The organism is Stagnihabitans tardus, assembly GCF_009925085.1.
GTDB lineage: Bacteria > Pseudomonadota > Alphaproteobacteria > Rhodobacterales > Rhodobacteraceae > Stagnihabitans > Stagnihabitans tardus.
In genome coordinates, this window is the sequence record NZ_JAABNR010000002.1 from 1 (window position 1) to 24854 (window position 24854).

General features: G+C 67.5%; 21 protein-coding genes, 1 tRNA gene and 2 pseudogenes. 10 read left to right on the forward strand and 14 right to left on the reverse strand.

Features of this window, described 5'->3' with window-relative positions; all coding sequences use genetic code 11:
* The first annotated feature begins 50 nt into the window (after positions 1-50).
* Positions 51-127: transfer RNA gene (locus GV832_RS01855), tRNA-Met, on the forward strand.
* A 72-nt stretch (positions 128-199) separates the two neighbouring features.
* Here the strand turns inward: GV832_RS01855 and GV832_RS01860 are convergent.
* Entirely contained in the window at positions 200-883 is a 684-nt protein-coding gene (locus tag GV832_RS01860) for a transposase domain-containing protein (RefSeq protein WP_168773128.1), read from the reverse strand.
* A 533-nt stretch (positions 884-1416) separates the two neighbouring features.
* Here GV832_RS01860 and GV832_RS01865 point away from each other — a divergent pair.
* The 3 genes and pseudogenes from GV832_RS01865 to GV832_RS21930 form a co-directional block, all read left to right on the forward strand.
* Positions 1417-1841 (forward strand): annotated as a pseudogene (locus GV832_RS01865) (ATP-binding protein); the annotation flags it as partial.
* A gap of 162 nt (positions 1842-2003) precedes the next feature.
* The gene (locus GV832_RS01870; protein ID WP_168773127.1) at positions 2004-2168 is read left to right on the forward strand and encodes a transposase; all 165 of its coding nucleotides are present in this window, start codon (positions 2004-2006) and stop codon (positions 2166-2168) included.
* Positions 2169-2199: 31 nt separating this feature from the next.
* Positions 2200-2505 (forward strand): annotated as a pseudogene (locus GV832_RS21930) (IS5/IS1182 family transposase); the annotation flags it as partial.
* Positions 2506-2743: 238 nt separating this feature from the next.
* Here GV832_RS21930 and GV832_RS01875 read toward each other — a convergent pair.
* Both GV832_RS01875 and GV832_RS01880 read right to left on the reverse strand, forming a co-directional pair.
* A complete protein-coding gene (locus tag GV832_RS01875; RefSeq protein ID WP_168773129.1) occupies positions 2744-4831 on the reverse strand; it encodes a hypothetical protein in 2088 nt (695 codons plus the stop codon).
* 124 nt (positions 4832-4955) lie between these two features.
* Complete coding sequence (locus tag GV832_RS01880) at positions 4956-5672, reverse strand: hypothetical protein (RefSeq protein ID WP_168773130.1); 717 nt, start codon at positions 5670-5672, stop codon at positions 4956-4958.
* 81 nt (positions 5673-5753) lie between these two features.
* Between GV832_RS01880 and GV832_RS01885 the strand changes: the two genes are divergently transcribed.
* Both GV832_RS01885 and GV832_RS01890 read left to right on the forward strand, forming a co-directional pair.
* Positions 5754-6797, forward strand: coding sequence for a four-carbon acid sugar kinase family protein (locus GV832_RS01885; protein ID WP_168773131.1), 1044 nt, complete (start codon positions 5754-5756; stop codon positions 6795-6797).
* A complete protein-coding gene (locus GV832_RS01890) occupies positions 6790-7509 on the forward strand; it encodes a FadR/GntR family transcriptional regulator (protein ID WP_168773132.1) in 720 nt (239 codons plus the stop codon). The genes GV832_RS01885 and GV832_RS01890 overlap by 8 nt, the downstream gene beginning before the upstream one ends.
* 111 nt (positions 7510-7620) lie before the next feature.
* Here the strand turns inward: GV832_RS01890 and GV832_RS01895 are convergent, their stop codons facing one another.
* From GV832_RS01895 to GV832_RS01930, 8 genes are read right to left on the reverse strand one after another with little or no spacing between them, the layout of a single operon-like run.
* Positions 7621-8736: an iron-containing alcohol dehydrogenase gene (locus GV832_RS01895; protein WP_168773133.1), complete on the reverse strand. Its 1116-nt coding sequence runs from the start codon at positions 8734-8736 to the stop codon at positions 7621-7623.
* Complete coding sequence (locus tag GV832_RS01900; RefSeq protein ID WP_168773134.1) at positions 8733-9650, reverse strand: dihydrodipicolinate synthase family protein; 918 nt, start codon at positions 9648-9650, stop codon at positions 8733-8735. The genes GV832_RS01895 and GV832_RS01900 overlap by 4 nt, the downstream gene beginning before the upstream one ends.
* Position 9651: 1 nt before the next feature.
* Positions 9652-10602 (reverse strand): 4-hydroxythreonine-4-phosphate dehydrogenase PdxA, encoded by a 951-nt coding sequence (gene pdxA / locus GV832_RS01905; RefSeq protein ID WP_168773135.1) that lies wholly within the window; start codon positions 10600-10602, stop codon positions 9652-9654.
* A complete protein-coding gene (locus tag GV832_RS01910; RefSeq protein ID WP_168773136.1) occupies positions 10599-11597 on the reverse strand; it encodes an ABC transporter ATP-binding protein in 999 nt (332 codons plus the stop codon). Before GV832_RS01910 ends, pdxA begins: the two co-directional genes overlap by 4 nt.
* Positions 11594-12577, reverse strand: a complete 984-nt coding sequence (locus GV832_RS01915) for an ABC transporter ATP-binding protein (protein ID WP_168773137.1) — start codon at positions 12575-12577, stop codon at positions 11594-11596. The genes GV832_RS01910 and GV832_RS01915 overlap by 4 nt, the downstream gene beginning before the upstream one ends.
* Positions 12574-13497, reverse strand: a complete 924-nt coding sequence (locus GV832_RS01920) for an ABC transporter permease (RefSeq protein ID WP_168773138.1) — start codon at positions 13495-13497, stop codon at positions 12574-12576. Before GV832_RS01920 ends, GV832_RS01915 begins: the two co-directional genes overlap by 4 nt.
* Entirely contained in the window at positions 13497-14453 is a 957-nt protein-coding gene (locus GV832_RS01925) for an ABC transporter permease (RefSeq protein WP_168773139.1), read from the reverse strand. The genes GV832_RS01920 and GV832_RS01925 overlap by 1 nt, the downstream gene beginning before the upstream one ends.
* Before the next feature lie 51 nt (positions 14454-14504).
* Positions 14505-16136, reverse strand: a complete 1632-nt coding sequence (locus GV832_RS01930; protein ID WP_168773140.1) for an ABC transporter substrate-binding protein — start codon at positions 16134-16136, stop codon at positions 14505-14507.
* A gap of 308 nt (positions 16137-16444) precedes the next feature.
* Here GV832_RS01930 and GV832_RS01935 point away from each other — a divergent pair, with 308 nt between their 5' ends.
* Positions 16445-17611 carry a sialidase family protein gene (locus GV832_RS01935; RefSeq protein ID WP_227754184.1) on the forward strand — a complete coding sequence of 389 codons (1167 nt, stop codon included), beginning with the start codon at positions 16445-16447 and terminating at the stop codon, positions 17609-17611.
* A gap of 212 nt (positions 17612-17823) precedes the next feature.
* Positions 17824-18795 (forward strand): LacI family DNA-binding transcriptional regulator, encoded by a 972-nt coding sequence (locus tag GV832_RS01940; protein WP_168773141.1) that lies wholly within the window; start codon positions 17824-17826, stop codon positions 18793-18795.
* Here GV832_RS01940 and GV832_RS01945 read toward each other — a convergent pair.
* From GV832_RS01945 to GV832_RS01955, 3 genes are read right to left on the reverse strand one after another with little or no spacing between them, the layout of a single operon-like run.
* On the reverse strand, positions 18792-19925 hold the full coding sequence (locus GV832_RS01945) for a Gfo/Idh/MocA family protein (protein WP_168773142.1): 1134 nt from the start codon (positions 19923-19925) through the stop codon (positions 18792-18794). The genes GV832_RS01940 and GV832_RS01945 overlap by 4 nt on opposite strands.
* Positions 19926-19937: 12 nt before the next feature.
* Positions 19938-20828, reverse strand: coding sequence for a TIM barrel protein (locus GV832_RS01950; RefSeq protein WP_168773143.1), 891 nt, complete (start codon positions 20826-20828; stop codon positions 19938-19940).
* A complete protein-coding gene (locus GV832_RS01955) occupies positions 20825-21937 on the reverse strand; it encodes a Gfo/Idh/MocA family protein (RefSeq protein ID WP_168773144.1) in 1113 nt (370 codons plus the stop codon). Before GV832_RS01955 ends, GV832_RS01950 begins: the two co-directional genes overlap by 4 nt.
* Before the next feature lie 86 nt (positions 21938-22023).
* Here GV832_RS01955 and iolD point away from each other — a divergent pair, with 86 nt between their 5' ends.
* Positions 22024-23886: a 3D-(3,5/4)-trihydroxycyclohexane-1,2-dione acylhydrolase (decyclizing) gene (iolD, locus tag GV832_RS01960; protein WP_168773145.1), complete on the forward strand. Its 1863-nt coding sequence runs from the start codon at positions 22024-22026 to the stop codon at positions 23884-23886.
* Positions 23886-24854 carry a 5-dehydro-2-deoxygluconokinase gene (iolC, locus tag GV832_RS01965; RefSeq protein ID WP_168773146.1) on the forward strand — a complete coding sequence of 323 codons (969 nt, stop codon included), beginning with the start codon at positions 23886-23888 and terminating at the stop codon, positions 24852-24854. The genes iolD and iolC overlap by 1 nt, the downstream gene beginning before the upstream one ends.

Here is a 24854-nt window from a genome sequence, read left to right on the forward strand (position 1 = left end):
GATAACTCTCTATCCGATCCACAACCCCACCGATCCTGGAACAAAACCGTCGCGGGGTGGAGCAGCCCGGTAGCTCGTCAGGCTCATAACCTGAAGGCCGCAGGTTCAAATCCTGCCCCCGCAACCAGTTTTATGCAGCGATATCAAAGACACCCGCCCCGCAGCAACGCGGGGCTTTTTGCTGTCCGCATGGCTGGCGCTACGAAAGTGCGGCAAGCGTCTGGTCTGACCGCGACGCCTTCGACGTCCAAGGCAATAGGTCATCGACCTTGTTGATCTTGCAGTCGGGCAAGCGCGCGAGGGTATTGGCGCGCCATGCAAGGGGATCGCCGGCGTTGAGCTTGGCCGTTTCGATCAGGGGGCAGGCCTTGCCGTCGGCCTCGGAGCCCAGGAAGGGGTGGATATTCCGCCCGAATACTATGGCGTGCATGCCGCGTCCGGCGAGATTGCCGTCCAGCGCCAGGATGCCGTGGTCGAGAGGTGGCGCAGGCGCTCCATGCGGGTCAGGGCCTAGCGGATGGCTGCGGCGAGGCGGGATTTTCAAGGGATCGCCGTCAGTTGCATGGCCAGCCATCGCTCCCGGTCGTTGAAGACCGTGCGGCTTTTGTGCTTCGTCGTTCGGCGCGGCGAACTGGCGGTGACCCTTTGGCCTCCTTCTCGACGGAGTGGAGCTTGGCGATCCGGCCGATGGCTCCCTCGGCGAGGGAGGGCCCTGCGAGCGGTGAATGTCGACGAACTTGCGCCTGACATGAGCCATGCAGGCAACCCCGCGGATGGCCCACGTGCGACAGAGGTCCTCGAAGCCGGACAGGACATGGCGGCCCATGGCATCGGCCAACGGTTCGAGCAAAACGGTGGACTTGCCGACCCGATCGGCCAGCATGGAAAGGTCGGGCCTGTGTTTTGGCGCCCCCCTGATGATCTGGCGGACCGTTCGCTGTCAGGCAGCGGACGCAGGGGGAGTTGACGCGGGTGGACATGAACGCGCGGGTTCGACTGGCCCTTCATGTCAAGGGCTGGTCGGTGAGGAAGATCGCTCGTGAACTGCATGTTTCGCGCATCGAAGCCAATGCGCCATTGGTCCGAGGAAAGCCCCGACGGCGCGGCCTGGGCTACCAGGGCGGACATGATGCCCTCTGCCGGTTCGGCCCATGACCTGGCCGCAGAACCGGGGCGCGGCGAGGGCCGAGGCCAACCCGTTCGATTGGGAGCCACGAGATCGGCGGGCCCATGCCCGGGCCTTCGGCCGAGGCCAGACGGTCGATGATCCTTGGCCTCCCTGCTCTGGCTCGCAAACCTGGAGCCATGGGCACGCCGTCGCCATTGGTGCTCGCATCGGGGGCGCATCACTGGCAGCTCCGAGCGCGCAAGGCCCCCTTCAAGGACTGGGTCCTGGCGCCTCCCATGGCCGCCGGGATCAAGCGCCGGCACGAACCGCCTCGCATCGTCGGTGACCTCTCGCAGTCGGAGATCGCCGAGAAGCAGGCGCGATCCATCCGCTGCCAGATGACCATCGCCAAGCCGCCCCTTGCCAAGGACATCGAACAGTTCGACGTCACCGGCGGCCGATCAATGAAGGCCTGGTCAAGGACCTGGAAACCGGCAATTTCGCGGCCTGTCCGCGCAATGTCGTTCTGAACGGCGGCACCGGGCCCGGCAAGACCCGCCTCGCCCGCGCCCTCATCCGCTGCGGCACGCGCGGTGTCGGGCTCCGCGCTCGGACCAATGGCGCTTGCGCCTCCATCTTCAACGTCGATCTGGTCAACCGCTAGGAGACCGAGACCCGGGCCGGCAAGCAGGGCCGCATGGCCGACTTTCTGACCCGCCTCCACGCTGTGATCAGTTCCATCGGCTCAGGCCCAGATCTCCACGCCCGGCAAAGGGGTCAAGATTGCGCGCCGATTGGCATGCGTCTTCACCAGCCACCCATGCACGGCCCAGGTCCGCAGCCATGGCCTGAAGCAGGAGTTCATCACCCAGCATTGCCCCCAAGCCAAGACGCCATGGTCGAGCCCGTGATCCGGACCATCAAGGCGCAGGGCATTCACCGCCAGCGCTTGGACAGCATCCAAGCCATGGGCGAGGGGATCAGCTTTTGCAATACCCGGCGCCCGCATCAGGCGCTGGACATGAAGACCCCTGCCGAGGCATTCGCATCGGAAGCTTAACCCTGCGCCGATTCCGCCCGGTCGATACAGGGGGGCCTGCGGCCATCGCCCTTGTCATGCTGCCTCTGCGGCGCGTGGGGCGGCAGCCGTCATTCCCCTCCGCAAGAACGGCAAACCCTGGAAGGAACCGAGCGCAGGGGGCGAGGCGCACCGCCGTTGCCTCGGTCGGGCGGCCTGGAAAGGCTGGGCAGACTGTCACCGTCGAAGTCTGGTCGTGGCTAGGACGCGCTGTTTCAAACGGCTCGGTCAGCGCGTCCTCTCCCGCGACTTCGGTCGCCAGGTTGCCGAACTTCGAAACAGAGCCGCCACCCTGAACCGCCTCACCGCCTTCGGAACGCGGCTCGTGGCGCGCAGGACAGGTCTGTCCCGGGAAAGGGGAACCCTCGAACCCAGCGGAGTTGCACAACACAGCCGTCTTGAGGGAAAACCCTTGAAACCGTCAGCTTCATGGCCCTGCGCCCTTCTTGCCGAACCTGGTGCAACGCGCGAAAGGCCCCAGGCATCCGCCTTGGCCCATGGCGTCCAGAAGACGCCACAGGTCGCTGTCCGTGACTTCCTGCGCGTCCTGACGGGCGCTAAAGCGAAGCGGTCTGCACCTTGCCGCCGACCCTGACATTGCGCCCGATCACGCTGGTGGTCTGGACCTTGATGTCCTCGGCCGAGGCCGCCTTGTCAGGGAAATGCGTCAGGCTCTTCCACGGGCTCGAGACGTTGTCGCGCTGCAGGACAACGCGGACATAGGGCACCATGGCGATGGTGCCGTCCTTCATCAGGTATTCCACGCCCAGCCGGGTCAGCATCTGCTTTTCCGTGATCTTGCCGGTTTCGAAGAGGTCCAGCACCTGGTTGGCGAAGTTCAGGCTGGCAAGGCCGGCCTCCTTGCGCGACAGGGAATAGCCCCAGCCCTTGTAGGGCTTGCCATAGTCCTTGGGCGGGCCGAGGAAGACCGCAACCGAGGTCAGATCCTGCCAGCCGTTGATATGGACCTGGGTCCAGGCCTTGTCCGTCATCCGCTTGATCGCCGTATCCACCGCCAGCTTCTCCAGCACCGGATTGGCAAAGACCGAGCTGGAATTGTCGCTGGGCAGGTTGGTCCAGTTCGCGACCTCGCCCAGGATGGCCTTCTGCACCACCTTGCGGGACTTCACGACCTTCTTGCCGTCGACCTCTTCGTATTCGATGTCGATTTCCTTCCAGCGGGTGGTTCGGATCGTGACGCCCGTTCCGCGCAGGCGGTCCGTCTGGCCGTTGTCGCCGTAGCCGTCCGGCGCGACGCCCCCCGTGGCCGCGCGCCGGGCCTGGCGCTCGATGCCGGTCTGGGCGCCGTGGCGGCTGGAGCCATGGCCCTCTCCTTCCGCATTGCGCCGCACCTCGCCGCCCTCGCCGTCCTTGCCCTCGCGCCATTCCATCGCCTCGGCCTGTTCGCGGATCGTCTCTTCCAGCGCGGCATGGATCTCCTTGAAGGGCATCTCAGGCACGGACTGGACCAGCTTTTCGATCCGGTCGTCCAGCGCCTTCATCTTTTCGGCGACCTCCTTCAGGGCAGTGTCGCGCGACTCTTGCGCCTGAAGGATCAGGGGTTGCAGCTCCAGCCGCTTGGCCTCGATCTCGCCCTTCTTGGTCTTGATCTCCTTCTCCAGCTTGACGACATCGGATTGCGCTTTGCTGCGCGCCTCGCCGGTCAGGACGAATTTCTTCTTGTTGTTCTTCTGCTTCTGGTTCAACGAGCCGCGCAGGGTGCTCAGCTGCTTGTTGGCCTTGGTGATCTGGCTCTCCAGCGCGGTCACGTCCTTGGACAGGGCGGTGATTTCCTTGGTGGCCTTGTCCTTGATCGCCTTTTCGTCCAGCGCAAGACCCTCTTTGGCGCCCTGCACCTTGCCCTTGTCCGTCTTGACCGCCACGGCCAGGGCCTTGATCAGCTTCGCGACCGCCGCCTCGATATCGGCCGGAGGCTTGGTGCCGACGAGGTCGGTCACCCCCTCTTTCAGGGCCTGGGTCAGGGTCTTCTGGCTTTCCTCGGAGAGGCCCGCCTTGACCTCGTCATAGGCCTTCGAGAACTTCTGCGCCAAGGCCGTGCCATGCGCCTTCAGGGCCTTGTCGAAATCGGCCGTCACCTTCTCCAGCGACTTGAAAGCCGCCGTGTAGTCGCGCTCTTCGGCCGAGGCGAGGGCGAAATCCCGGGTGGCGCGCAGGGTCGGCCCCTCGCTCAGGCGCGAGACCGAGACGTCGAAGAGCTTGGCCAGCTCGGCGGCGGCCTTGTCGAACTTGGCCTTGTCGGGATGGGCGCCGGTGTCGACGCCGCTGGCGCCTTTCTTCGGGGCAAGCGCCTGTCCATCGCCCTCCTTGGCCAGCACGATCGTCAGGCTCAGGCCATGAGTCTTCAGGGCGACCTGCAGCGCCTTGGCGAGGCCCGAGGGCGCCTTGACTTCGCAGGTCAGGGTCAGGGTCTTGCCCGCCAGCGCGGCCGAGCCGAAGCAGGTCTGCGTCGTGCCCACCGCCTTTTTCGCCAGCTCGGCCAGGGCCTTGCCATCCTTCTGACGGTTCAGGATCAGGACGGTCTCCGCAGCCTCCTTGCCAAGGCAGAGGCCGAAATTGACCGGGCGCTTGGTGGCGACGGCCAGCATGGCCTTCACTTCCTTGACCTCTTCGCTACTCATCGGCATGGCGATTCCCCCCCTGGATCGTGCGGACTTTCGAGGAAGGCTAACAGATTTTTGCTTCGGCGCTACATCGGCGCATCCGGTCGAGAAAGAGGCGGTCCAGCGGCTAACCGGACCCTTTGCGGGCCTAGATCGCCAGGCGGACCTCGCCGATGTTCTCGACTGTCGCCACCAGTTCTTGACCCGGCTCCAGCACCAGGGGGCCGATGCGGGCGCCGGTGATGACGAACTGACCCGCCCGCATCCCGACCCCCAGCCGCGCGGCGTGGTTGGCCAGGACCGTCAGCGCCGTCACCGTCTGCTGCCGCGTGGCAGGGCCCCGCACCTCGGCCAGGGGCGCCTGGCCCGCCAGCGTCACGGACAGCTCTTCAAAGGCCAGGTCGCGCCAGGCCTCGGTCCCGCTGCCGATCACCACGCCGCCACAGCTCAGCCCATCCGCCAGGGCCGTCAGCCCCGAGACCGCCTTGCGGTTCACAAAGCGCGAGCGCACAAGCTCCAGGGCCGCATGGGCGGGGCCAAGGGCGGCCAGAACCTCGGCCTCGTCATAGGGCGCGGCGCGGGCGGGGAGGTCGCGGGCCAGGATCAGGGCGATCTCGACCTCGACTTCGGCAGGGGCCAGATGGGCGGGCAGGGCGCCCGTCAGGACCCGCGCCGCACCGATGGCGCCATGGGTCGGCGGCCGGGGCCCTGGGACGGCGCCGGTCTTCCAGCCTGCGATCTGCCCGACTCCCGCCATCTGGATCGCATAGGCCTCGGCCTCGGTCAGCGGCGCCAGGGCCTCGGGCAGATCGGCCAGCCAAGGGCCCCTCTCGGCCTGGGCCAGAAGGCGGGCGGCATCGGACATGGGCGGACCTCGGGGCTTTACAATTCAGTTGCAAGTTTACATGTAGCCGGATTAGGTTCGGCGTCAAGAAGAGGTTGGGGCATGACGGGCACCAGACTGGCTGTGATCGCCGACGACTTGACCGGGGCGCTGGATTCCGCGGCGCCCTTTGCGCTGGCGGGGCTGCGGACGCTGGTGGCCACCTCGGTCGCGCAGATTGCCCCCTGCCTGGCGCTGAAGCCCGAGGTCCTGGCCATCAACCTTGGCTCGCGTGAGGTGCCTGTGTCCAGGGCAGAGGGCTTGGCGATCGAGGCGGCGGAGGCCGTGGCCGACGTGCCCCAGCTGTTCAAGAAGATCGACAGCCGGATGAAAGGCCATATCGTGGCCGAGGTCCGGGCGATCCTGGCCCGGCGCGGCGGGACGGCGATCCTGTGTCCCGCCATTCCCGAGCTGGGGCGGGTGGTGGTCGGCGGCCATCTGACGGGGGCGGGCGTCGCGCAACCGCTGCCCGTCGCGCGGGAGGATTGGGCGGCCCCCGACGCCGCGACCGAGGCTGACCTTGACCGGATCGTGGCCTCGGCCGAGGGGGCGCTTCTGGTCGGCGCCCGGGGCCTCGCGGCGGCCCTGGCGCGCACCATGGGCCGCCAGGCGCCCAGCCCGCCCGTCTTGCAGCGCCCCCTGGCCTTCGTCGTGGGCTCACGCGATCCGATCAGCCTGGCGCAGGTCGCCCGCCTGGCCGAGGCCCTGCCGCCGCTCCCCTGCCCCGATGGCGAGGTCCCGCCTGTGCCCCACGCGCTTTTCTTCCAGGCGACCCCCGGTCCCGGCGCCGATGGCGGCACGGTCGCCACCCGCCTGGCCTTGGGCGCGCTGCCGCATCTGCGCGCCTGCCGCAGCATGGTCCTGACCGGTGGAGAGACCGCCGCAGCCGTTCTGCAGGCCCTGGGCGTCGGCAGGCTGGAGCTCTTGGGCGAGGTCGCCACCGGCCTGCCGCTCTCCCGGGCGCTTGACGTGCCGGGCCAGCCGCTGATCGTCACCAAGTCTGGCGGTTTCGGCGCCGAGGATTGCCTGCTGACCCTCTTTCGCGCCAGTGCCGAAGCGCCTATGCAGCCTGCTGAAATCTTGATCCCCGAGCTCCCCCATGTCTGATCGGCCCAAATCCATGCTCTTGGCGGATGTCGTCCTGGACCGCCTGCGCCGCGCGATCCTGAACGGCGACTTTGCCCCGGACGAACGCCTGCCCGGTGAAAATGCCCTGGCCGAAAGCCATGGCGTCTCGCGTCCGGTGATCCGTGCGGCCCTGGCGCGGTTGCGCGACGAGGGGCTGGTGACCTCGCGCCAGGGGGCGGGCAGTTTCGTCAGCGCGCCCGGGGCGCCCAAGCCCCTGGCCTTTCAGCCGCTGGAGACCATCGCCGACCTGCAACGCTGTTATGAATTCCGCCTGACGATCGAACCCGCCGCCGCCGCCATGGCCGCCAGCCGCCGTGGCGACAAGCACCTGGCCGAGATCGGCACCTGCCTTCAGATCATGCGCGACGCGACCGAAAGGCGCAGCCACCGCGAGGATGCCGATTTCGACTTTCACCTCTCGATCACGGCGGCGGCGAACAACCAGTATTTCGAGACCTCGATGCGCGCCCTGAAAGAGCATATCGCGGTGGGGATGAAGTTCCATGGCCTGTCCTTGCAGACGGTGCGCGGCGGGCTGGACCATGTGCTGGAAGAACATGCGGCGATCTTCGACGCGATCTCGAAGGGCGAGGCGGAGCGCGCCCGCGAGGCCATGCTGAAACACGTCACCGGATCGCGCGACCGGCTCTTCGAGGGGCGACTTCTGGACCTCTCCTCCCGGGGGGGCTGAGGCGCGGAGGGACAGGTCTGCCTGACGCCAAGGCCCCAGACACTTTCGTTCCGCCGCGTAGCCCGGGGTATACCCCGGGTTTGCCTCCCTTGTTGTCGTAAGCGGTTCGGGTCAGAAGGCCGCCTCGTAGATCGCCTGGACCTCGGCCACCGACATGTCGCGCGGGTTGTTGTCCATCAGGCGGCGGATCGCATGGGCCTCGGCCGCCCAGGGGGCCAGGTGGTCACGGCTGGCGCCCAACCGGGAAAGCCGCATCTCGACCCCAAGCCCCGCGCACCAGGCAGAGGCCTCGGCCAAGAGGTCGCGGCCGGACAGGCCCAGGGCGCGCGCGATCTCGGCGGTCTTGTCAGGCGCGGCGGGCTGGTTGAAGGCCAGGACATGCGGGAAGATCACCGCATTGGCCAGCCCATGCGCCAGCTTCAGCCGCGTGCCCAAGGGATAGGCCAGGGCATGGCCAGCGGCGGTGTTGACCGGGCCAAGGCAGATGCCCCCGTAATAGGCCGCCAGCAACAGAGCCGCCCGCGCCTCGGCATCCGAGCCATCCTGCACCGCCCGGGGCAGATAGCGGGCGACGAGGCCAAAGCCCAGCCGCGCGTAATTGTCGATCAGGGGATGGGCTTTACGGTTGGTAAAGGCCTCGACGCAATGGGCCATGGCGTCGATCCCCGTGGCCGCCGTCACGGCGGGCGGAACCCCCATGGTCAGGTCAGGGTCCAGGGCCACCATGTCGGCCATCAGGAAGCGGCTTTCGACCGCCACCTTGTTCAAGCTCGCCGCATCGGTGACCAAGGCCCGGATCCCCGCCTCGGACCCCGTGCCGGCGGTCGTCGGCACCAGGGCCAGCGCGTTCTGCCGCCCCGCGACCTTGTTCGGCCCGATGACCTCGGCGAGGCCCTGGCCTCCGCGCAGCACGGACACCAGCTTGGCCACATCCATCACCGACCCGCCCCCGAAACCCACGACGAGGTCTGGCTTTGCGGCCTCGGCGGCCTCGATCGCGGCGGCAAGGTTCACCGTATCCGGCTCCGGCTTCACGCCGTCAAAGATGCTGACCTGGCCCGGCAGGCCCAGGCGGTCGATCATGGGCACCAGGACCGGCTGGGTGAGGACCAGCACGCGGGCGAAACCCTGTCCCCGCGCCCAGGCCCCCACCTGCGCCGCGCTGCCCGCGCCGTAGTCGAACTGTCCCGGCTGATGCAGGCGAAGGGGCGAGGCATAGTCGGTCATGCGATCTCTCCGGCTTGGATATGGGCGATTTTCTCGGCGAGGGCGGCGTATTCGCCCGGGCTCAGTCCGACCAGGGGCGGAAGGGTCCGACACCAGCCGGAATCGCCGGTGCGATGGGCGATCATCGCCTTGATCGCGGGGATCTGGACATAAGAGTTCGACAGGTCGCGATAAGCGTTGATCCGGGCCTGGGCCGCGGCCACCTGCGCCGCGCGCGCGGGGTCCCGGGCGCCGTCGTAGACCACCCGCAACTGGGCCGCCACCAGGTTCGAGGTCGCGGTGATGCATCCCGCGCCCCCCGCCTGCATCAGCGGCAACAAGAGCGGATCGGCCCCGGCCAGCACCGAAAAGCCGGGGAAGCGCGCAAGCATCGCCGTCATGTTCTCGATTCTGCCTGCGCTGTCCTTGATGCCGACCACGACGCCGGGGAAGGCGGCAATCAGGCGCTCGATCAGGTCATGGCCCAGGGGCAGGCCGGACATCTGGGGGATGTGATAGAGCACCACTTTCAAGCGGTCGTCACCTACGGCTTCGATCACGCGGGCATAGGCATGGAACAGGCCCTCATCGCTGACGCCCTTGTAATAGAAGGGCGGCAGCATCACGACGCGCGTCACGCCCACCGACAGCGCATGGCGTGTCAGCTCCACCGTCTCGGGGATATTCGCGACGCCGGTCCCCGGCATCAGCTGATCGCCCGACAGGCCCGCCCCAAGCGCGGCTTCCAGGATGGTGCGGCGCTGGGCGCTGGAAAGGGAATTGGCCTCTCCGGTCGTGCCCAGAAGAGCCACGCCGTGGCAGCCCTGGTCGATCAGCCAGCGGCATTGCGCGGCGAAGGCGGGCAGGTTGGGCGAAAGGTCGGCGTTCACCGGGGTGGCAGAGGCGCTGTAGACGCCAGTGATTGCAAGGGTCATGTCAGGCCTTTGGATGGGCGGCCAGGCCCCGGGCATAGGCCAGGGCGTGGTCGAGATTGACGTTCTTGGCGATCCCCTTGCCCGCGATGTCGAAGGCCGTGCCGTGGTCGACCGAGCAGCGGTCGATGGGCAGGCCGACGGACACATTCACGGCGGTATCGAAAGCCACCAGCTTGATCGGGATATGGCCCTGGTCGTGATACTGGGCGATCACCAGGTCGAAGGCGCCCATATAGGCGCGGTGATAGACCGTGTCGGCGGGGACGGGGCCGGTGACATTGATCCCCTCGGCCCGGGCCTGGGCGACGGCGGGGGCGATGTGGTCGTCATCCTCGGAGCCGAAAAGCCCGCCCTCGCCGCAATGCGGGTTCAGGCCCGCCACCGCGATGCGGGGCGCCTGTCCAAGGCGGCGGAAATGCGCATCCCCGGCGCGGATCGTGGCGAGGATCCGCTCGGGGCGGGCGCGCTGGATGGCGGTCTGCAAGGAGACATGGGTCGAGACATGGATGACGTTCAGCCGTTCGGAGGCCAGCAGCATGAACGAAGATTTCGACCCGGTCAGCGCGGCCAGCATCCCCGTGTGGCCGTCGTAGTGATGCCCCGCCGCGTTCAGCGCCGCCTTGTTGATCGGCGCGGTCACGATGCACGAGACCTGACCGGCCTCGGCCTGGCGCACCGCCGCCTCGATGAAGCGGAAACACGCCTCGCCGCAGCGCGTGTCGATCTGGCCGAAGGCGGGGGTGCCGCCCGGGATCCCGGTGTGGTGGATGTCGAGGCTGTCGAGGTTCAGGCCGGTTTTCAGCACGGCTTCGGCGGCGGCCAGGCTGCCGCGGTTGCCGAAGACGCGGTAGCCGGCCCGCGCCTCTGGCGACAGGGAGGCCAGCGACTTGACGATGATCTCGGGGCCGACGCCGGCGGGGTCTCCCATGGTGATGGCGATGGGGGCGGTCATGGGGTCTCCCAGTTGGTCTGGTCTTTGCCGGTCACCGCATGGCAGGCGACGCGGTGATCGGGGGCGACCTCGCGCCAGGCGGGCACCTTGGTCTTGCAAGGGTCGCGGGCGAGGGGGCAGCGGGTGTGGAAGCGGCAGCCTTGCGGCGGGTTCAGCGGGCTTGGCACCTCGCCCTCGAGGCGCTGGCGACTGCGCGCGGCGCGGGGGTCGGGTTCGGGGACGGCGGACAGAAGCGCCCGGGTATAGGGGTGCAGCGGTCGGGCGAAAAGGTCGCGGGCGGGCGCCAGTTCCGCAAGGCGGCCCAGATACATGACCCCCACCCGGTCGCTGATATGGCGCACCACGGCCAGGTCATGGGCGATGAAGAGATAGGTCAGGCCGTATTTATCCTGCAGGTCCAGAAGCAGGTTCAGGATCTGCGCCTGGACGGATACATCCAGGGCCGAGATCGCCTCGTCGCAGACGATGAAGCGGGGCTGGCAGGCGAGGGCGCGGGCAATGGCGACGCGCTGGCGTTGGCCGCCCGACAGCTCGTGCGGATAACGGCGGGCAAAGGCCGGCGTCAGGCCCACATCGGCGAGAAGCTGGGCCAGGCGGGCGGGAAGTTCGGCCTTGGTGGCCAGCTTGTGAAAGAGGATCGGCTCGGAGAGCGCCTCGCCGATGGTCATGCGGGGGTTCAGCGTGGAATAGGGGTCCTGGAAGACGATTTGCAGGTCGCGGCGGAAGGGGCGCATGGCGTCTTCGTCCAGGCCCGCGATGTCCTGGCCGTCATAGATCACGCTGCCGCCCGAGGGCCTGTGCAGGTTCAGAAGGCAAAAGCCGGTCGTCGACTTGCCGCAGCCGCTTTCGCCCACCAGGCTCAGCGTCTCGCCCGCGCGGATATCGGCGGTGAAATCGTCCAGGGCATGGACGGTGATGGCGGTCTGGCCAAAGGCCCCGGCGCGCAGGTCGAAGCGTTTGGACAGGCCCTTGATGGACAGAAGCGTCTGGGTCATGTCAGCTCCTGAAGCACGACGGGGCAGGCGACGCGGTGGCGCGGGTCGCTGCCGGGGACGGGGGCAAGCCGGGGGACGGTTTGGCAGACGGCGGTGGCCTGGGCGCAGCGCGGGGCAAAGGGGCAGCCCGGGGGGCGGCGGCCCGGCTCGGGCGGGGTGCCGCCGATCGAGGGCAGCCGCGCCATCGCCGCACCCGCCAGCGTGGGCAGCGAGGCCAGGAGGCCGCGCGTATAGGGATGCGTCGGGCGGTCGAAGATGACCGAGACCGGGGCATCCTCGACCACGGTGCCGGCGTAAAGCACCGCGATCCGGTCGGCCAGGCCCGCGATCAGCGCCAGGTCATGGGTGATCCAGACGACCGACATCTTCAGCTTGTCCTTCAGCTCGCGCACCAGGTCGACGATCTGCGCCTGGATGGTGACATCCAGCGCCGTCGTGGGCTCGTCCGCGATCAGCAGGCGCGGATGGCCCGCCAGCCCCATGGCGATCATCACGCGCTGGCGCATGCCCCCCGACAGCTCATGCGGGAAGGCGCGGGCCCGCTCGGCGGGCGCCGGGATGCCGACGAGGTCCAGGAGCTCCACCGCCCGCGCCATGGCTGCGGGTTTGGCCATGTTCTTCTGGTAAACCAAGGCCTCGACGATCTGATCCCCCACCCGCATCACCGGGTTCAGGCTGGTCATCGGGTCCTGGAAGATGAAGCCGATCTCGGACCCGCGCACCTTGCGCAGGTCCCGCGAGGACATCTTCAACAGATCGCGCCCCGCGAACATCGCCTTGCCGCCCGTGGCCTTGATGCGGTTGGGCAAGAGCCCCACCAGGGACAGCATGGTCAGGGACTTGCCGCAGCCCGACTCGCCCACGATGCCCAGGCTCTCGCCCTCGTCCAGCGACAGGTCGATGCCATCCACCACCCGCGCCGGGCCATTGTCGCGGGCGATGTCGATGGTCAGGCCCTTGATCTCCAGCAGCGCGGTCATTTCTGCCCCTTGGGATTGAGGGCGTCGTTCAAACCGTCGCCGAGGAAGTTGAAGGCCACCGTCACCACCGCCAGCACGGCGGCGGGCGCCACCAGCAGGTGGGGCGAGTTGGTCCAGACCCTGAGGCCGTCCGAGATCATGTTGCCCCAGGAGGGGGTGGGCGGCGTGACGCCGACGCCGAGGAAGGAAAAGGCGCTCTCCAGCACCATGGCGGTGCCAAGGCCGGCCGAGACGGCGACGACCAGCGGCCCCATGGCATTGGGCAGGACATAGCGCGCCAGGATGATGCGGTTGGTCAGGCCCAGGGCGCGTGCGGCGGTGACATAGGGCCGCGAGCGGATCGACAGGACCTGGGCCCGCACAAGGCGCGCATAGGGCGGCCAGGAGATCAGCGCCATCGACCCGAAGACCAGCACGAAGTCAGCCAGCATCGTGTTGCGCCAGATCGGGTTCAGGCTGGCCAGGTATTGCGTCTCCATCCAGGTGCTGATCGGCTGTTTCAACGAGGCGTTGATGACGACGACCAGCAGCAGTTGCGGGACCGACATGGTCATGTCGGTGAACCACATGACGAAACGGTCGAAGGTGCCGCCGTAAAAGCCCGCGATGGCGCCGAGGATCACACCGATCCCCACCGCGATCAGGGTCACCGCGACGGCAACCAGAAAGGCGGTGCGCGCGCCATAGATCAGCCGCGACAGCACGTCCCGGCCGAGGTCATCGGTGCCGAACCAATGCGCGGCCTGCGGCGGCACGCTGCGCAGGTCCAGGTTCTGCGACAGGTAGTCATGGGGCGCAAGCCAGGGTCCGAAGGCCGCCACGAAGACCAGGAAGGCCACCACCGCCAGCCCTGCCAGGGCCAGCTTGTTGCGCCTCAGCCGCTTCCAGGCGTCGCGCCAGAGATTGGTCGGTTGCTCCATCAGCGCCCCCCTTTCACGTCAGAGGCCCTGGGGTCCAGGAGAGGATACAAGAGGTCCACCAGCAGGTTCGACGCCATCACGAGGAAGGACCCGATGAAGGTGATCGCCAGGATCACGGGGAAGTCCGAATTGGTCAGGGCGCTGACCGTCAGGCGGCCCAGACCCGGAAGGCCGAAGACCAGCTCGACGAACATGGCGCCGTTGACGATGGTGATCATGATCAGGCCAAGCTGGGTGACGACCGGGGTCAGGACGGGGCGCAGGATGTGGCGCAGCGCCACGACCAGCTCGGGCACGCCCTTGGCGCGGGCGGTGCGGACGTAATCCTCGGTCATGACCTCGATCACCGCCGCCCGGGTCTGGCGCAGGATCAGCGCGATGGGCTGGAAGGACAAAACGATCAAGGGCAGGATCAGCTTGACGCTGAAGAGCCCACCCCAGCCGTAAGGAACCGCCTCGCCGGGCAGGACCATCAACAGAAGCACCATCAAAAGCGGCCCCGCGACATAGGCCGGGATGGCCCAAAGCGCCACGGCCGTGCCGAGGATCACGTAATCCGTGCGCGAATTCTGCTTCAGCCCGGCGACCATGCCCAGGGGGATCGCAATCACCGCCGTCAGAAGGATCGCCGTGACCCCCAGCGTGAAGGAGACGGGCGCGGCCGCCTTGATCATGGCCCAGACCGACCGGCCCGAGGTCAGGGAATTGCCGAAGTTGCCCTGCACCAGGTTGCCGACATAGGAGGCGAACTGCACCAGGAAGGGCCGGTTCAGCCCGGCCTGGTCGCGGATCGCCTCGATCTTGACCGGGTCATAGGCCACATCGCCTGGCGCGCGCAGGAAGATCAGCTTGATCGGGTCCCCGGCGCCGTAAAAGGCCAGGGCATAGACCGCCAGCATCACCAAAAGGACCGACGGCACCCAAAGGAGAAGCCGACGCAGGATATATGTCAACATGGGCCCTGGGTCCGGAAAGGGGCGGCGGGTCATCCCCGCCGCCGTTCAGTTTCAGGCGATGGTGATCGCCCAGGGCGCCACGATCTGCCAGTCGAGGTTCTTTTCCATTCCCGCGACATTGGCATTCGCCCAGCGGGACATGGTCTGCTTGTACCAGGGGATGAAGCAGAAGTCGTCGCGGAAGAGCCTTTGCGCCTCTTGCGCCAGCGCCACGCGGGCCGGATCGTCGGCGGGCTTGGTCAGGGCCTCGGCGATCAGGGCATCGACCTTGTCGTTCTTGTAGCCGCCCATCTTGCCCTGGGCATTGCCCGAGGTCGAGGCGATGGACCCCGCAAGGTAGCTCGCCCCATCCGGAACCCGGGTGCCGACGTCATCGCGGAAGATCTGCACCGCGTTCTGGTCGGGGCCGGCATACTGGTCCTGCTGCGGCTTCATGTCGACCGCCGTGATCCCCAGGTTCTGGCGCCACTGTTCGGCGATATACTGCGCCGCCGCCTCGTTGGCGGGCGAGGAGATCCCCACGAACATCAGCTTCGGCAGCTTTTCCGGCCCGCCATAGCTGGAGGCCGCCAGCAGCTCCTTGGCCTTGGCCGGGTCATGCGGATAGGGCACGAAAGCCGCATCCTCTTCACCCGGGACCGAGTTCATCACCGTGTCGGTCTTTTGGTGCGGACCATCGGGGAACGAGGCCTTGATCAGCCCGTCGCGGTCGATGGCCAGGATCAGCGCCTCGCGCACCTTGGGGTCGTCCATCGGCGCGCGGGTGGTGTTGAACCAGAAATGCTGGCTGGTCGGGATCGTCGGCCCGGCGGCGAAATCGGCGCCGAGGTCCTGGATCATGGTCGAGGTCACAAGCTCGGTATGGGCCTGGAACTCGCCCGACTTCAGCATCTGGGTGGCCGTCACATTGTCTTCGACCGAGGTCAGTTCGATGCGGGCGAGCTTGGGCGCCTCGCCGAAGAAATTCGGGTTGGGAACCCAGGTGATCAGGCCGGTGTCCAGGTCGGCCGCCTCCATCATGAAGGGCCCCGAGGTCGCGCCATTGGCACCGAGGAACCAGTCAGGCACCTCGTTGCCATCGGCGCCACGGGCGACCGAGACCTTGACGATGGGCGCGATGTGGTTGGCGAGGCGCTGGAAGAAGATCGGATCGGGACCCGAGAGGGTGACGGTCAGCGTGGCGTCATCGGTGACCACGATGCCCGAGATATCGGTGGCCGTGCCGTCCTTGACCGCAGCGTAACCCGCGACGCCCGCAAGCACCTGGTCGACGCGCTGGTTCTTGGTGGCGGGCATGGCGGACAGTTCCCACGAGCCCTTGACGTCCGCCGCCGTGATGGCGGAGCCATCGGCGAACTTGGCGGCGGGGTTCACCTTGAGCGTCCAGGAGGTGAAGTCGGCCGAGGGGGTCCATTCGGTCAGGACATAGGGCTGGATTTCCCCTTTGTCGTTGAAATACATGGCGCTGCCATTCCAGACCGAGTTCCAGCGATAGGGCACGCCGCCGCCGCGCAGGGGTGACCAGTCCTGGCTGAAGGCCGGGCTGATGGCCTTGAGCACCTGGCCCTCCTGGGCCATGGCAATATGCGCGCCCGGCCCGAAGGCGGCCACGGCGACGACCGAGCCCAGGCCAAGCCGCAAGGCACCACGCCGGGTCAGGCCCGGTTGCATTCCGTCTTTCATGCATTCCTCCCATGTTGTGAGCGGCCCGGCCGCGCCACTGGATGGCGCCTCCTCGGCTCGTGCCTGCTGCTGATGATTAACAACTCCGGGCGAAGTCTGTCAACTTGTTATACAAACTCGGCGGATTTTGGCGACTTGGGTGGAGGTAGTGTGCCGGAAAGAAATAAATAATACGATAAAACAATTATTTGTGCGAGTTCCTCACGGAAAATCCTGGACTCCGCATTTTGACAACTTGTAATTTTTTGCACGATCTGCTTGCTTCTGTCCCTGTCGCGCCCGACTCGCGGGCTTTCGTGGAGACTGCGATGGACCTCATGCCCCCGGGCGAACTTGCCCGCCCCCAGATCGAAGCCAGGATGGACGGGGTCCTGCACCGCCATGCCACCGAGACCGACCGGATCGAGGCTTTCCTGCCCTCGCCCTGCGTGCAGAACCATGCGGCTTTCCTGGCCCTGCTGCCGGGGGGCGCCCTGGCCTGCGCCTGGTTCGGTGGCACGATGGAGGGAAAAAGCGACATCTCGATCTGGCTCTCGCGGCTGGCCCCCTGCGCCTCGCGGTGGAGCCCGGCCGAGCGGCTGAGCCATGCGCCCGATCGGTCCGAACAGAACCCCGTGCTCTGGGTCGCGCCGGGCGGAGAAGTCTGGCTGTTCCACACCTCGCAGCCCGGCGGGCGGCAGGATGAATGCGAGATCCATGTCCGCCGCTCGCCCGATGGCATGCGCTTCGGGCCGGTGCAAAGGCTGGGCGATTTCCGCGGAGTCTTTGTCCGGCAGCCGCCCATCCTTGGCCCGGGGGGGGAGTGGATCCTGCCGGGTTTTCGCTGCGTCACCCCGCCCGAGGGGCGCTGGACCGGGGGGCTCGATACCGCCGTCACCCTGGTCTCGCGCGATCAGGGGGCGAGCTGGGCGGCGGTCGAGGTGCCGGGCAGCCTTGGCGCGGTGCATATGAACCCGGTGCCGGGTTCGGTGCCGATGCCGGCCTTCTATCGCGACCGCTTTGCCCAGGCGGTGCGGCGCAGCCTGTCGACCGATGGCGGCCTGACCTGGGGCCCGGCCGATCCGGTGGACCTGCCCAACAACAATTCCTCGATCCAGGTGGTGCGCCTGGCCGATGGCCGCCTGGCCCTGGTGGGCAATCCGACCAATGCCCTCATGTCCGACCAGCGCCGCGCCTCGCTTTATGACGAGATCGAAGAGGGCGACGCGGGGGGCCCCATGGGCACGGCCGTCTGGGGCGTGCCGCGCGCGCCCCTGGTGCTGGCGCTTTCGGCCGACGGGGGTGGGACCTTTCCGCTTCGCCGCAGCCTCGAGCAGGGCAGCGGCTATTGCCTGTCGAACAACTCGGAAGAGGGGTTGAACAAGGAATATTCCTATCCCTCGATCCTCCAGGGCCCCGATGGCGCCCTGCACATCGCCTATACCTATCACCGCAGGGCGATCAAATACCTGCGGCTTGACGCGCCTCCGGCTTGAGGCCCTCGGGGTCAGGGTGGCAAAGCGCCTTGACCCCAAGATCGCCTGACGGGTCGAGCGCCCTTCTCGGTCTCAAGGTCGCGCATCCGCTTGCCCGGTGCCGGCGGTCATGGAACTGGACCAGGGGGGGCGCGCAAGGCGCTTTGAAGTCGTGGTTTCTTGGCCGCCTGAACCCGTATAGTCTTGCCAAGACAGTGGTGGGCGGAGATCTGATGGCAGTAACCCTCAAGGACGTGGCGGCCAGGGCCGGTGTCTCGCGCTCGGCCGTGTCGCGGACCTTTACCGATGGCGCCTCGGTCTCGGCCAAGACCCGCGCCAAGGTCGAGGCGGCGGCGGCTGAGCTTGGCTATGCGCCCAATGCGCTCGCCTCAAGCCTGACGACGGGGCGCACGAAGCTGATCGGGCTGATCGCCAACAACTTCCACAACCCCCTGATCTTGGAGGTCTTCGACCTTTTCACCCGGGGCTTGCAGGATCGCGGGCTCAGGCCCTTGCTGGTGAACCTCAGCCAGGCAAGCGACACCGATGGCGCAGTCCGCATGTTGCGGCAATATTCGGTGGATGGGGTGATCGTCGCCTCCTCGACCCTTCCGCCCAGCTTTGCCCTGGCCTGCAAGGCGGCGGGTCTGCCGGTGGTCCATGCCTTTGGCCGGGCCTCGCCGGATGTGCATGTGGTGGGGATCGACAACAGGGCCTGCGGGCGCATGGCGGCCGAGGTCCTGCTGGCCCATGGCTATCGCAGCTTCGGCTTCCTGGGTGGGCCAGAGCGGGCGAGTTCGACCCAGGACCGGGCGGCAGGCTTCGTCCAGGGGCTGGCGGGGCAGGGCGTGGCGCTGTCCTATGCTGCCGATTACACCTTCGACGCCGGGCGCAGGGCGATGCAGGTGCTTTTGGCCTCCCCGGCCGAGGCCTATTTCTGCGGCGACGATCTTCTGGCCGTGGGGGCGATGACCGCGATCCAGGACGCGGGGCTTTCGGTGCCGGGCGACATCGGTCTGATCGGGCTCAATGACATGGAGATGTCGCGCTGGCAGAACATCGGCCTGACGACCATCCGCCAGCCGGTGGCCGCGATCATCGACGCGGCCATCGAGCTTGTGGTGGCGACCATCGCAAACCCCGGGATGGCGCCGGAAACCCGGCTTTTCCCTTGCGAGGTGATCGAGCGTCAGACCCTGCGCTAGCGGAACATCGGCGGGCGGGCGTCGACCCATTGGCCTGCCGCCCGGGCCGAGGCCACCGCCGCATGGACCGCCGCCATCGACCTGAGCCCCGCCGCGGCGCGGGGCAGGCCCGGGCGCGGCTCTCCGCGGATCGCATCGGCCAGGTCGCAGTAGATGTTCGCCACCGCCAGCGGGAAACCCTCGGGATGGGCAATCGCCACGCGGGAGAGACGCCTTGCGTCCTCGCAAAGCCCGGCCTCGCCCTTCTCCATGATCTGCGTGCGGCCCCCCAGGGGCGTATAGATCAACTGGTTGGGCTGTTCCGAGGCCCAGCGAAAGCCCCCCGTCTCGCCAAAGACCTGGATGTCGAAGCCATGCTGCCGCCCGATGGCCACCGAAGAGGTCCAAAGCCGCCCCACCGTGCCCTTGCCCATGCGGAAGTTGACCATGGCGTCATCCTCCAGCTGGCGCGAGGGAATCGTCGAGGCGAAATCGGCGGAGAGCGTGGTGACTTCGTCGTTGCAGATGAAGGAGGCCATATGCAGCGCATGGATGCCGCAATCGGCGAACTGGCCCGAGACGCCCGCCATGGCCGGGTCATAGCGCCAGCGGACGCGGGGGTTATCGGCGTCGGTGGCGTCTCCGTGGTGGCCGTGGCTGAAGCTGGTGACGACAAGGCGGATCCGGCCCAGGTCCCCGGCTTGCACCATGGCGCGGGCCTGGCGGACCATCGGATAGGCCGAGTAACAATAGTTGACCGCGCAGATCTTGCCGGTCTTCTCGGCGACACGGACGATCTCTTCGCCCTCTTCGACCGTGAGCGTCATGGGCTTTTCGCACAGCACGTTGAAGCCCGCCTCGAGGAAGGCCTTGGTGATTTCGAAATGGGTGGAGTTCGGCGTGGCGACCGTCACCAGGTCGGGGCGGTCATCCCGGCCCCGCTCTCCGGCCAGCATCTCGGTCCAGTCGCCATAGGCGCGGGAGGCCACGACGCCCAAGCGTTGCGCATAGGCGCGGCCCTGTTCGGGGCGGTGGTCCAAGGCCCCCGCCACCAGCCGGAAATGCCCGTCCGCCAAGGCGCCCAGGCGATGCGCCGGGCCGATCTGGCTGCCCTCACCCCCGCCGATCATGCCCCAGTTGAGTTGTGCCATCTCCGGCTCCTTTCAAAATCCGATCGAGGTCAGGTAGTCGCGGTTCCTCCGCGCGTCGTCGATGGGGCTGACATCCAGGGTCGGGTCGCAGTCCTGTTCGACCGTGCACCAGCCCTGGAAATTCGCCTCCAGCAGGATCTGGCGGACGGTGGGGAAGTCCACGTCGCCTTGCCCGAGGTTGCAGAAGATGCCCTGCCCGCAGGCCTCGTAGAAGCCGGTGGAGGCAGCGATGGCGCGGGCCTTGACCCTGGGGTCGATGTCCTTGAAATGCATATAGGAAATCCGGCCTATATGGCGGCGCATGAAGGCCACGGGGTCGAAACCGGCATAGGAGTGGTGGCCGGTGTCGAAGCAGATTTTCAGGATGGCGGGGTCGACCTCATCCAAGAGCCGCTCAAGCTCGGGTTCAAAGTCGATGAAGCCCGCCGCATGGGCATGGATGCCGACGGTGAGGCCATAGTCCTCGGCCCCCATCCGCGCCACGGTGGCGATGCGGTCGCGGAAGGCCGACCATTCGGCCGGGCCCATCTGCTCGGCATCAGCCGCCCGACCCGCCGTTGGCGCCCTGCGCGGCGAGATCGAGTCGATCAGCACGAGGTGGCGCGCGCCATGGGCCACCAGCGCCTTGCAGGTGCGGGTGGCGGCGTCCAGGACCTCCTCCCACTTCGAGGGATCATGGAAGGGGCGGAAGACCACGCCGCCGATCAGCTCCAGGTCGTTTTGCGCCAGGGTCGCGCCCAGGATGGCCGGGTCCTCGGGCATGAAGCCGATGGGGCCAAGCTCGATGCCCTTGTAGCCCGCCGCCGCGCAGTCCGACAGCACCTGGGTCCAGGGCGGGTTGCGGGGGTCGCCTGCGAATTCGACGCCCCAGGAACAGGGCGCATTGCCGATGCGGATGGTCATGGGGTCGCTCCTTGGGGGACGGGGTGCCATTGGCCGCTGTCCGAGGCCTGGAAGGCGGTCTCGATGATCTGACTGACCGCGAGACCGTCGCGGAAGGTGGGCCAGACGGGCTGGCCGGAGTGGATGGCCTGCAGGAAATCCCGCGCCTCGATGATGATCTGATCCTGATAGCCCGTGCCATGCCCCGGCCCCTGGCAAAAGGCGCCGAAGTCGGGATGGGCGGGGCCGGTCAGGATGCGGGTGAAGCCGCGCGTCGCCTCCGGCCCCTCGGCGCGGTAGAGGTGGAGGGCGTTCTGATCCTCCTGGTCAAAGCGGATCGAGCCCTTTGTGCCATGGATTTCATAGGCATAGCCCATCTTGCGCCCCGTCGCCACCCGGCTGACGTAAAGATGCCCCATGGCGCCGGAGACAAAGCGCAGCATCAGCTGCCCGTGGTCGTCATTGGTGACAGCGCCTCCGGGGCGCTGGCCATGGACCGTCTCGATCCGCGCCGAAAGCTGGGCCACGGGGCCCATCAGGGCCAGCATGCAGTTGATCGGATGGGGCGCCAGGTCGCCCATGCAGCCATTGGCGCGGCCCCTGGTGCGCCAGGTTGCGGGGGCCTGGGGATCGGCCAGGAAATCTTCGGTATGTTCCCCGCGAAACCAGGTGACCTGGCCGATCACCCTATCGGCCAGAAGCTGGCGGACGAATTGCGTCGCAGGCGTGCGCACATAGTTGAAGCCGATCATATTGGCCTGGCCCGAGGCCTCTGCCGCAAGGGTCATGGCCTGGGCATCCTCCAGCGAGGCTCCCAAAGGCTTCTCGCAGAACACCGGCTTTCCCGCCGCAAAGGCCGCCAGCGCGATCTCCCGGTGGGTCTCTTGCGGCGAGGCGATGACGACCGCCCCCACCTTGGGATCGGCCACCAGGTCGCGCCAATCCGCCGTCGCCCGCGCAAAGCCATAGGTCGTGGCATAGCGCGCCGCCGAAGCCTCGGTCGTCGCCGCGATCACCTCCAGCCTGGGGCGCAAGGGCGTGTCGAAGACCGCCGCCACTGCTGACAGGGCCACGGCATGGGCCTTGCCCATGTAACCGCCGCCGACCAGGCCTATTCCGATCTCTGCCATCTCGCCACCCGACCGATATTGCAACCGGTTGCAAAATGGGTATCCTGAGCCGAGTTCCCGCGCAAGCCCCTTCGAAAGGTCAGACCATGCCCCAGACGATCCGGTTGACCGTCGCCCAGGCCATCGCCCGCTGGCTGGCGGCGCAATTCATCCAGATCGAGGGCGCCGAGGTCCGCATCTGCGGCGGCGGTTTCGGCATCTTTGGCCATGGCAATGTGCCCTGCCTGGGGGAGGCTCTGTATCCGCTGCGCGATGCCCTGCCCTTGTATCGCGGCCAGAACGAGCAAAGCATGGGTTTCGCGGCGGCGGCCTATGCGAAATACCACCTGCGGCGGCGCTTCATGTTCTGCACGGCCTCCGCCGGGCCGGGGACGGCGAATCTTCTGACGGCGGCGGCCTTGGCCCATGCCAACCGCCTGCCGATGCTGATGCTCTGCGGCGACACTTTCCTGACGCGGCTGCCTGATCCGGTGCTGCAACAGCTGGAGCATTTCGGCAATCCGACCCTTGGGGTGAACGACGCCTTCAAGGCGGTGAGCCGCTATTGGGACCGCATCACCCATCCGGCGCAGATCCTGCAATCGCTGCCCGCAGCGCTGGCCACGATGCTCGACCCCGCCGATTGCGGCCCGGCCTTCATCGGCCTGCCGCAGGACCTGCAGGGCTGGGCCTGGGACTATCCGGTTGATTTCTTTGCCCGCCGCCTCCACCGCATCCGCCGCCAATCCCCGGATGCCCTGGAGATCGCCGAGGCCGCCGCCCTGCTCGGCCAGGCCAGGCGGCCCCTCATCATCGCGGGCGGCGGGGTGCAGTATTCCGGCGCGGTCGAAGCCCTGACCACCTTTGCCGAGGTCCACGGCATCCCGGTGGTCGAGACGATCGCGGGGCGGGCGAATCTCCTGGCCACCCACCCGCTGAACATCGGACCCCTGGGCGTGACGGGGTCGGACAGCGCCAATGCCGTGGCGAAAGAGGCCGATGTGATCCTTGCCGTCGGCACGCGGTTGCAGGATTTCACGACCGGCTCCTGGACGGTCTTTGCCCCTGACGCGCGGTTGATCGGGCTGAACGTCGGACGCCATGACGCCGCCAAGCACCAGTCCCTTGCCGTGGTGGGCGACGCGCGCCTGGGTCTCGAAGTCCTGTCCGAGGCGCTTCTGGACCACTCCGCCCCGGCAGAGTGGGTGACCAAGGCCCAGGCGCATCGCAAGACCTGGGATGCCTATGTCGCCGCCAATGTGGCCCATGGCAACCGGCCCAATTCCTATGCCCAGGCCATCGGGGTGGTGAACGCTCTCGCCCACCCGCGCGACCGCATCGTGACTGCCGCCGGAGGTCTTCCCGCCGAGGTCACCGCCAATTGGCGCACGCTTGGCATCGGCACGGTGGATGTCGAATTCGGCTTCTCCTGCATGGGCTATGAGATCGCCGGCGGCTGGGGCGCGCGCATCGCGCAGTCGGAAGCCGAGCCGGACCGAGACACCGTGGTCCTGGTCGGCGATGGCAGTTACCTCTTGATGAACTCCGACATTTACTCCTCGGTCCTGACGCAGAAAAAGCTGATCGTGCTGGTCCTGGACAACGGCGGTTTTGCGGTCATCAACAAGCTGCAAGGCAACACCGGCCAGCCCGGCTTCAACAACCTGATCGCCGATTGCCCGACCGTCCCCGACCCCTTTGCCGTGGATTTCGAGGCCCATGCCCGCGCGATGGGGGCTCTGGCCGAGACCGTGGCGGGGCCTGCCGAGCTTGGCGCCGCCTTCCAGCGTGCCAAGGCGGCGCCCAAGACCAGCGTGATCGTCATGCAGGTTGACCCGCACGAAGGCTGGACCACCCAGGGCCACGCCTGGTGGGAGATCGGGACTCCGCAAGTCTCGGCCTCGGACCGGGTCCGCGAGAAACATGCCGAGGTCGAGGCCGGGCGCGCCGCGCAAAGGGCGGGCCTGTGATGGCCGATCTGTCGCGCCTTGGGCGCTTGCCCTGCCTGATCATCGGCCGCGCCGGGATGGACCTTTACGCCGACCCGCCCGGCACGCCGATCGAGGCCGCGACACGCTTCACCTCGGCCCTTGGGGGATCGTCTGCCAATATCGCGGTGGCCCTGACCCGGGCGGGGGGGCGGGCCGCGCTTTTGACCTGCGTATCGGATGATGCCGTGGGGCGGTTTTGCCTTGCGCAACTCGATGCCTACGGCGTGGACCGCAGCCTTGTGCGCTCTGCCGGGGGCGAGGCGCGCAACTCGCTCGCCGTGGTGGAGACGCGGATGGAGAATTGCCAATCGGTCATCTACCGCAACCACGCCGCCGATTTCCAGATGAGCCTGAAGGATGTGGAAGCCGTCGACTACGCCCGCTTCGGTGCCCTGGTCACCACGGGAACGGTCCTGGCGTCAGAACCCTCGCGCGCGGCCTGCTTCCGCGCCTTCGACCTCGCCCGGGCGGCGGGGCTGCCCTTGATCTTCGACGTCGATTACCGCCCCTATTCCTGGGCCTCGGCCGAGGAGGCGGCAGAGGTCTATTCCCGCGCGGCGAGCCTTTGTGACGTGATCGTGGGCAACGACGTGGAGTTCGACTTCATGTCCGGGGCCAAGGGCCAGGGCCTGGCCAAGGCCCGCAGCCTGACGGCGCAAATCACCGTCTACAAGATGGGCGAGAAGGGGGCGATCACCTTTGCCCAGGGCCAGGAGATCCGCACCGGCATCTTCCAGACCGCGACGCTGAAACCCACCGGCGCCGGCGACGCCTTCCTTGGAAACCTTATCGCAAGCCTCGCACAGGGCGCCCCGGTGAAAGAGGCCGTCCTGCGCGGATCGGCGGCGGCGGCCATCGTCGTCTCGCGCGTGGGATGCGCCCCGGCCATGCCCACCTCGCAAGAGCTGGACCGCTTCATCACCTTCCACAGCGGCCCCACGGCCTGA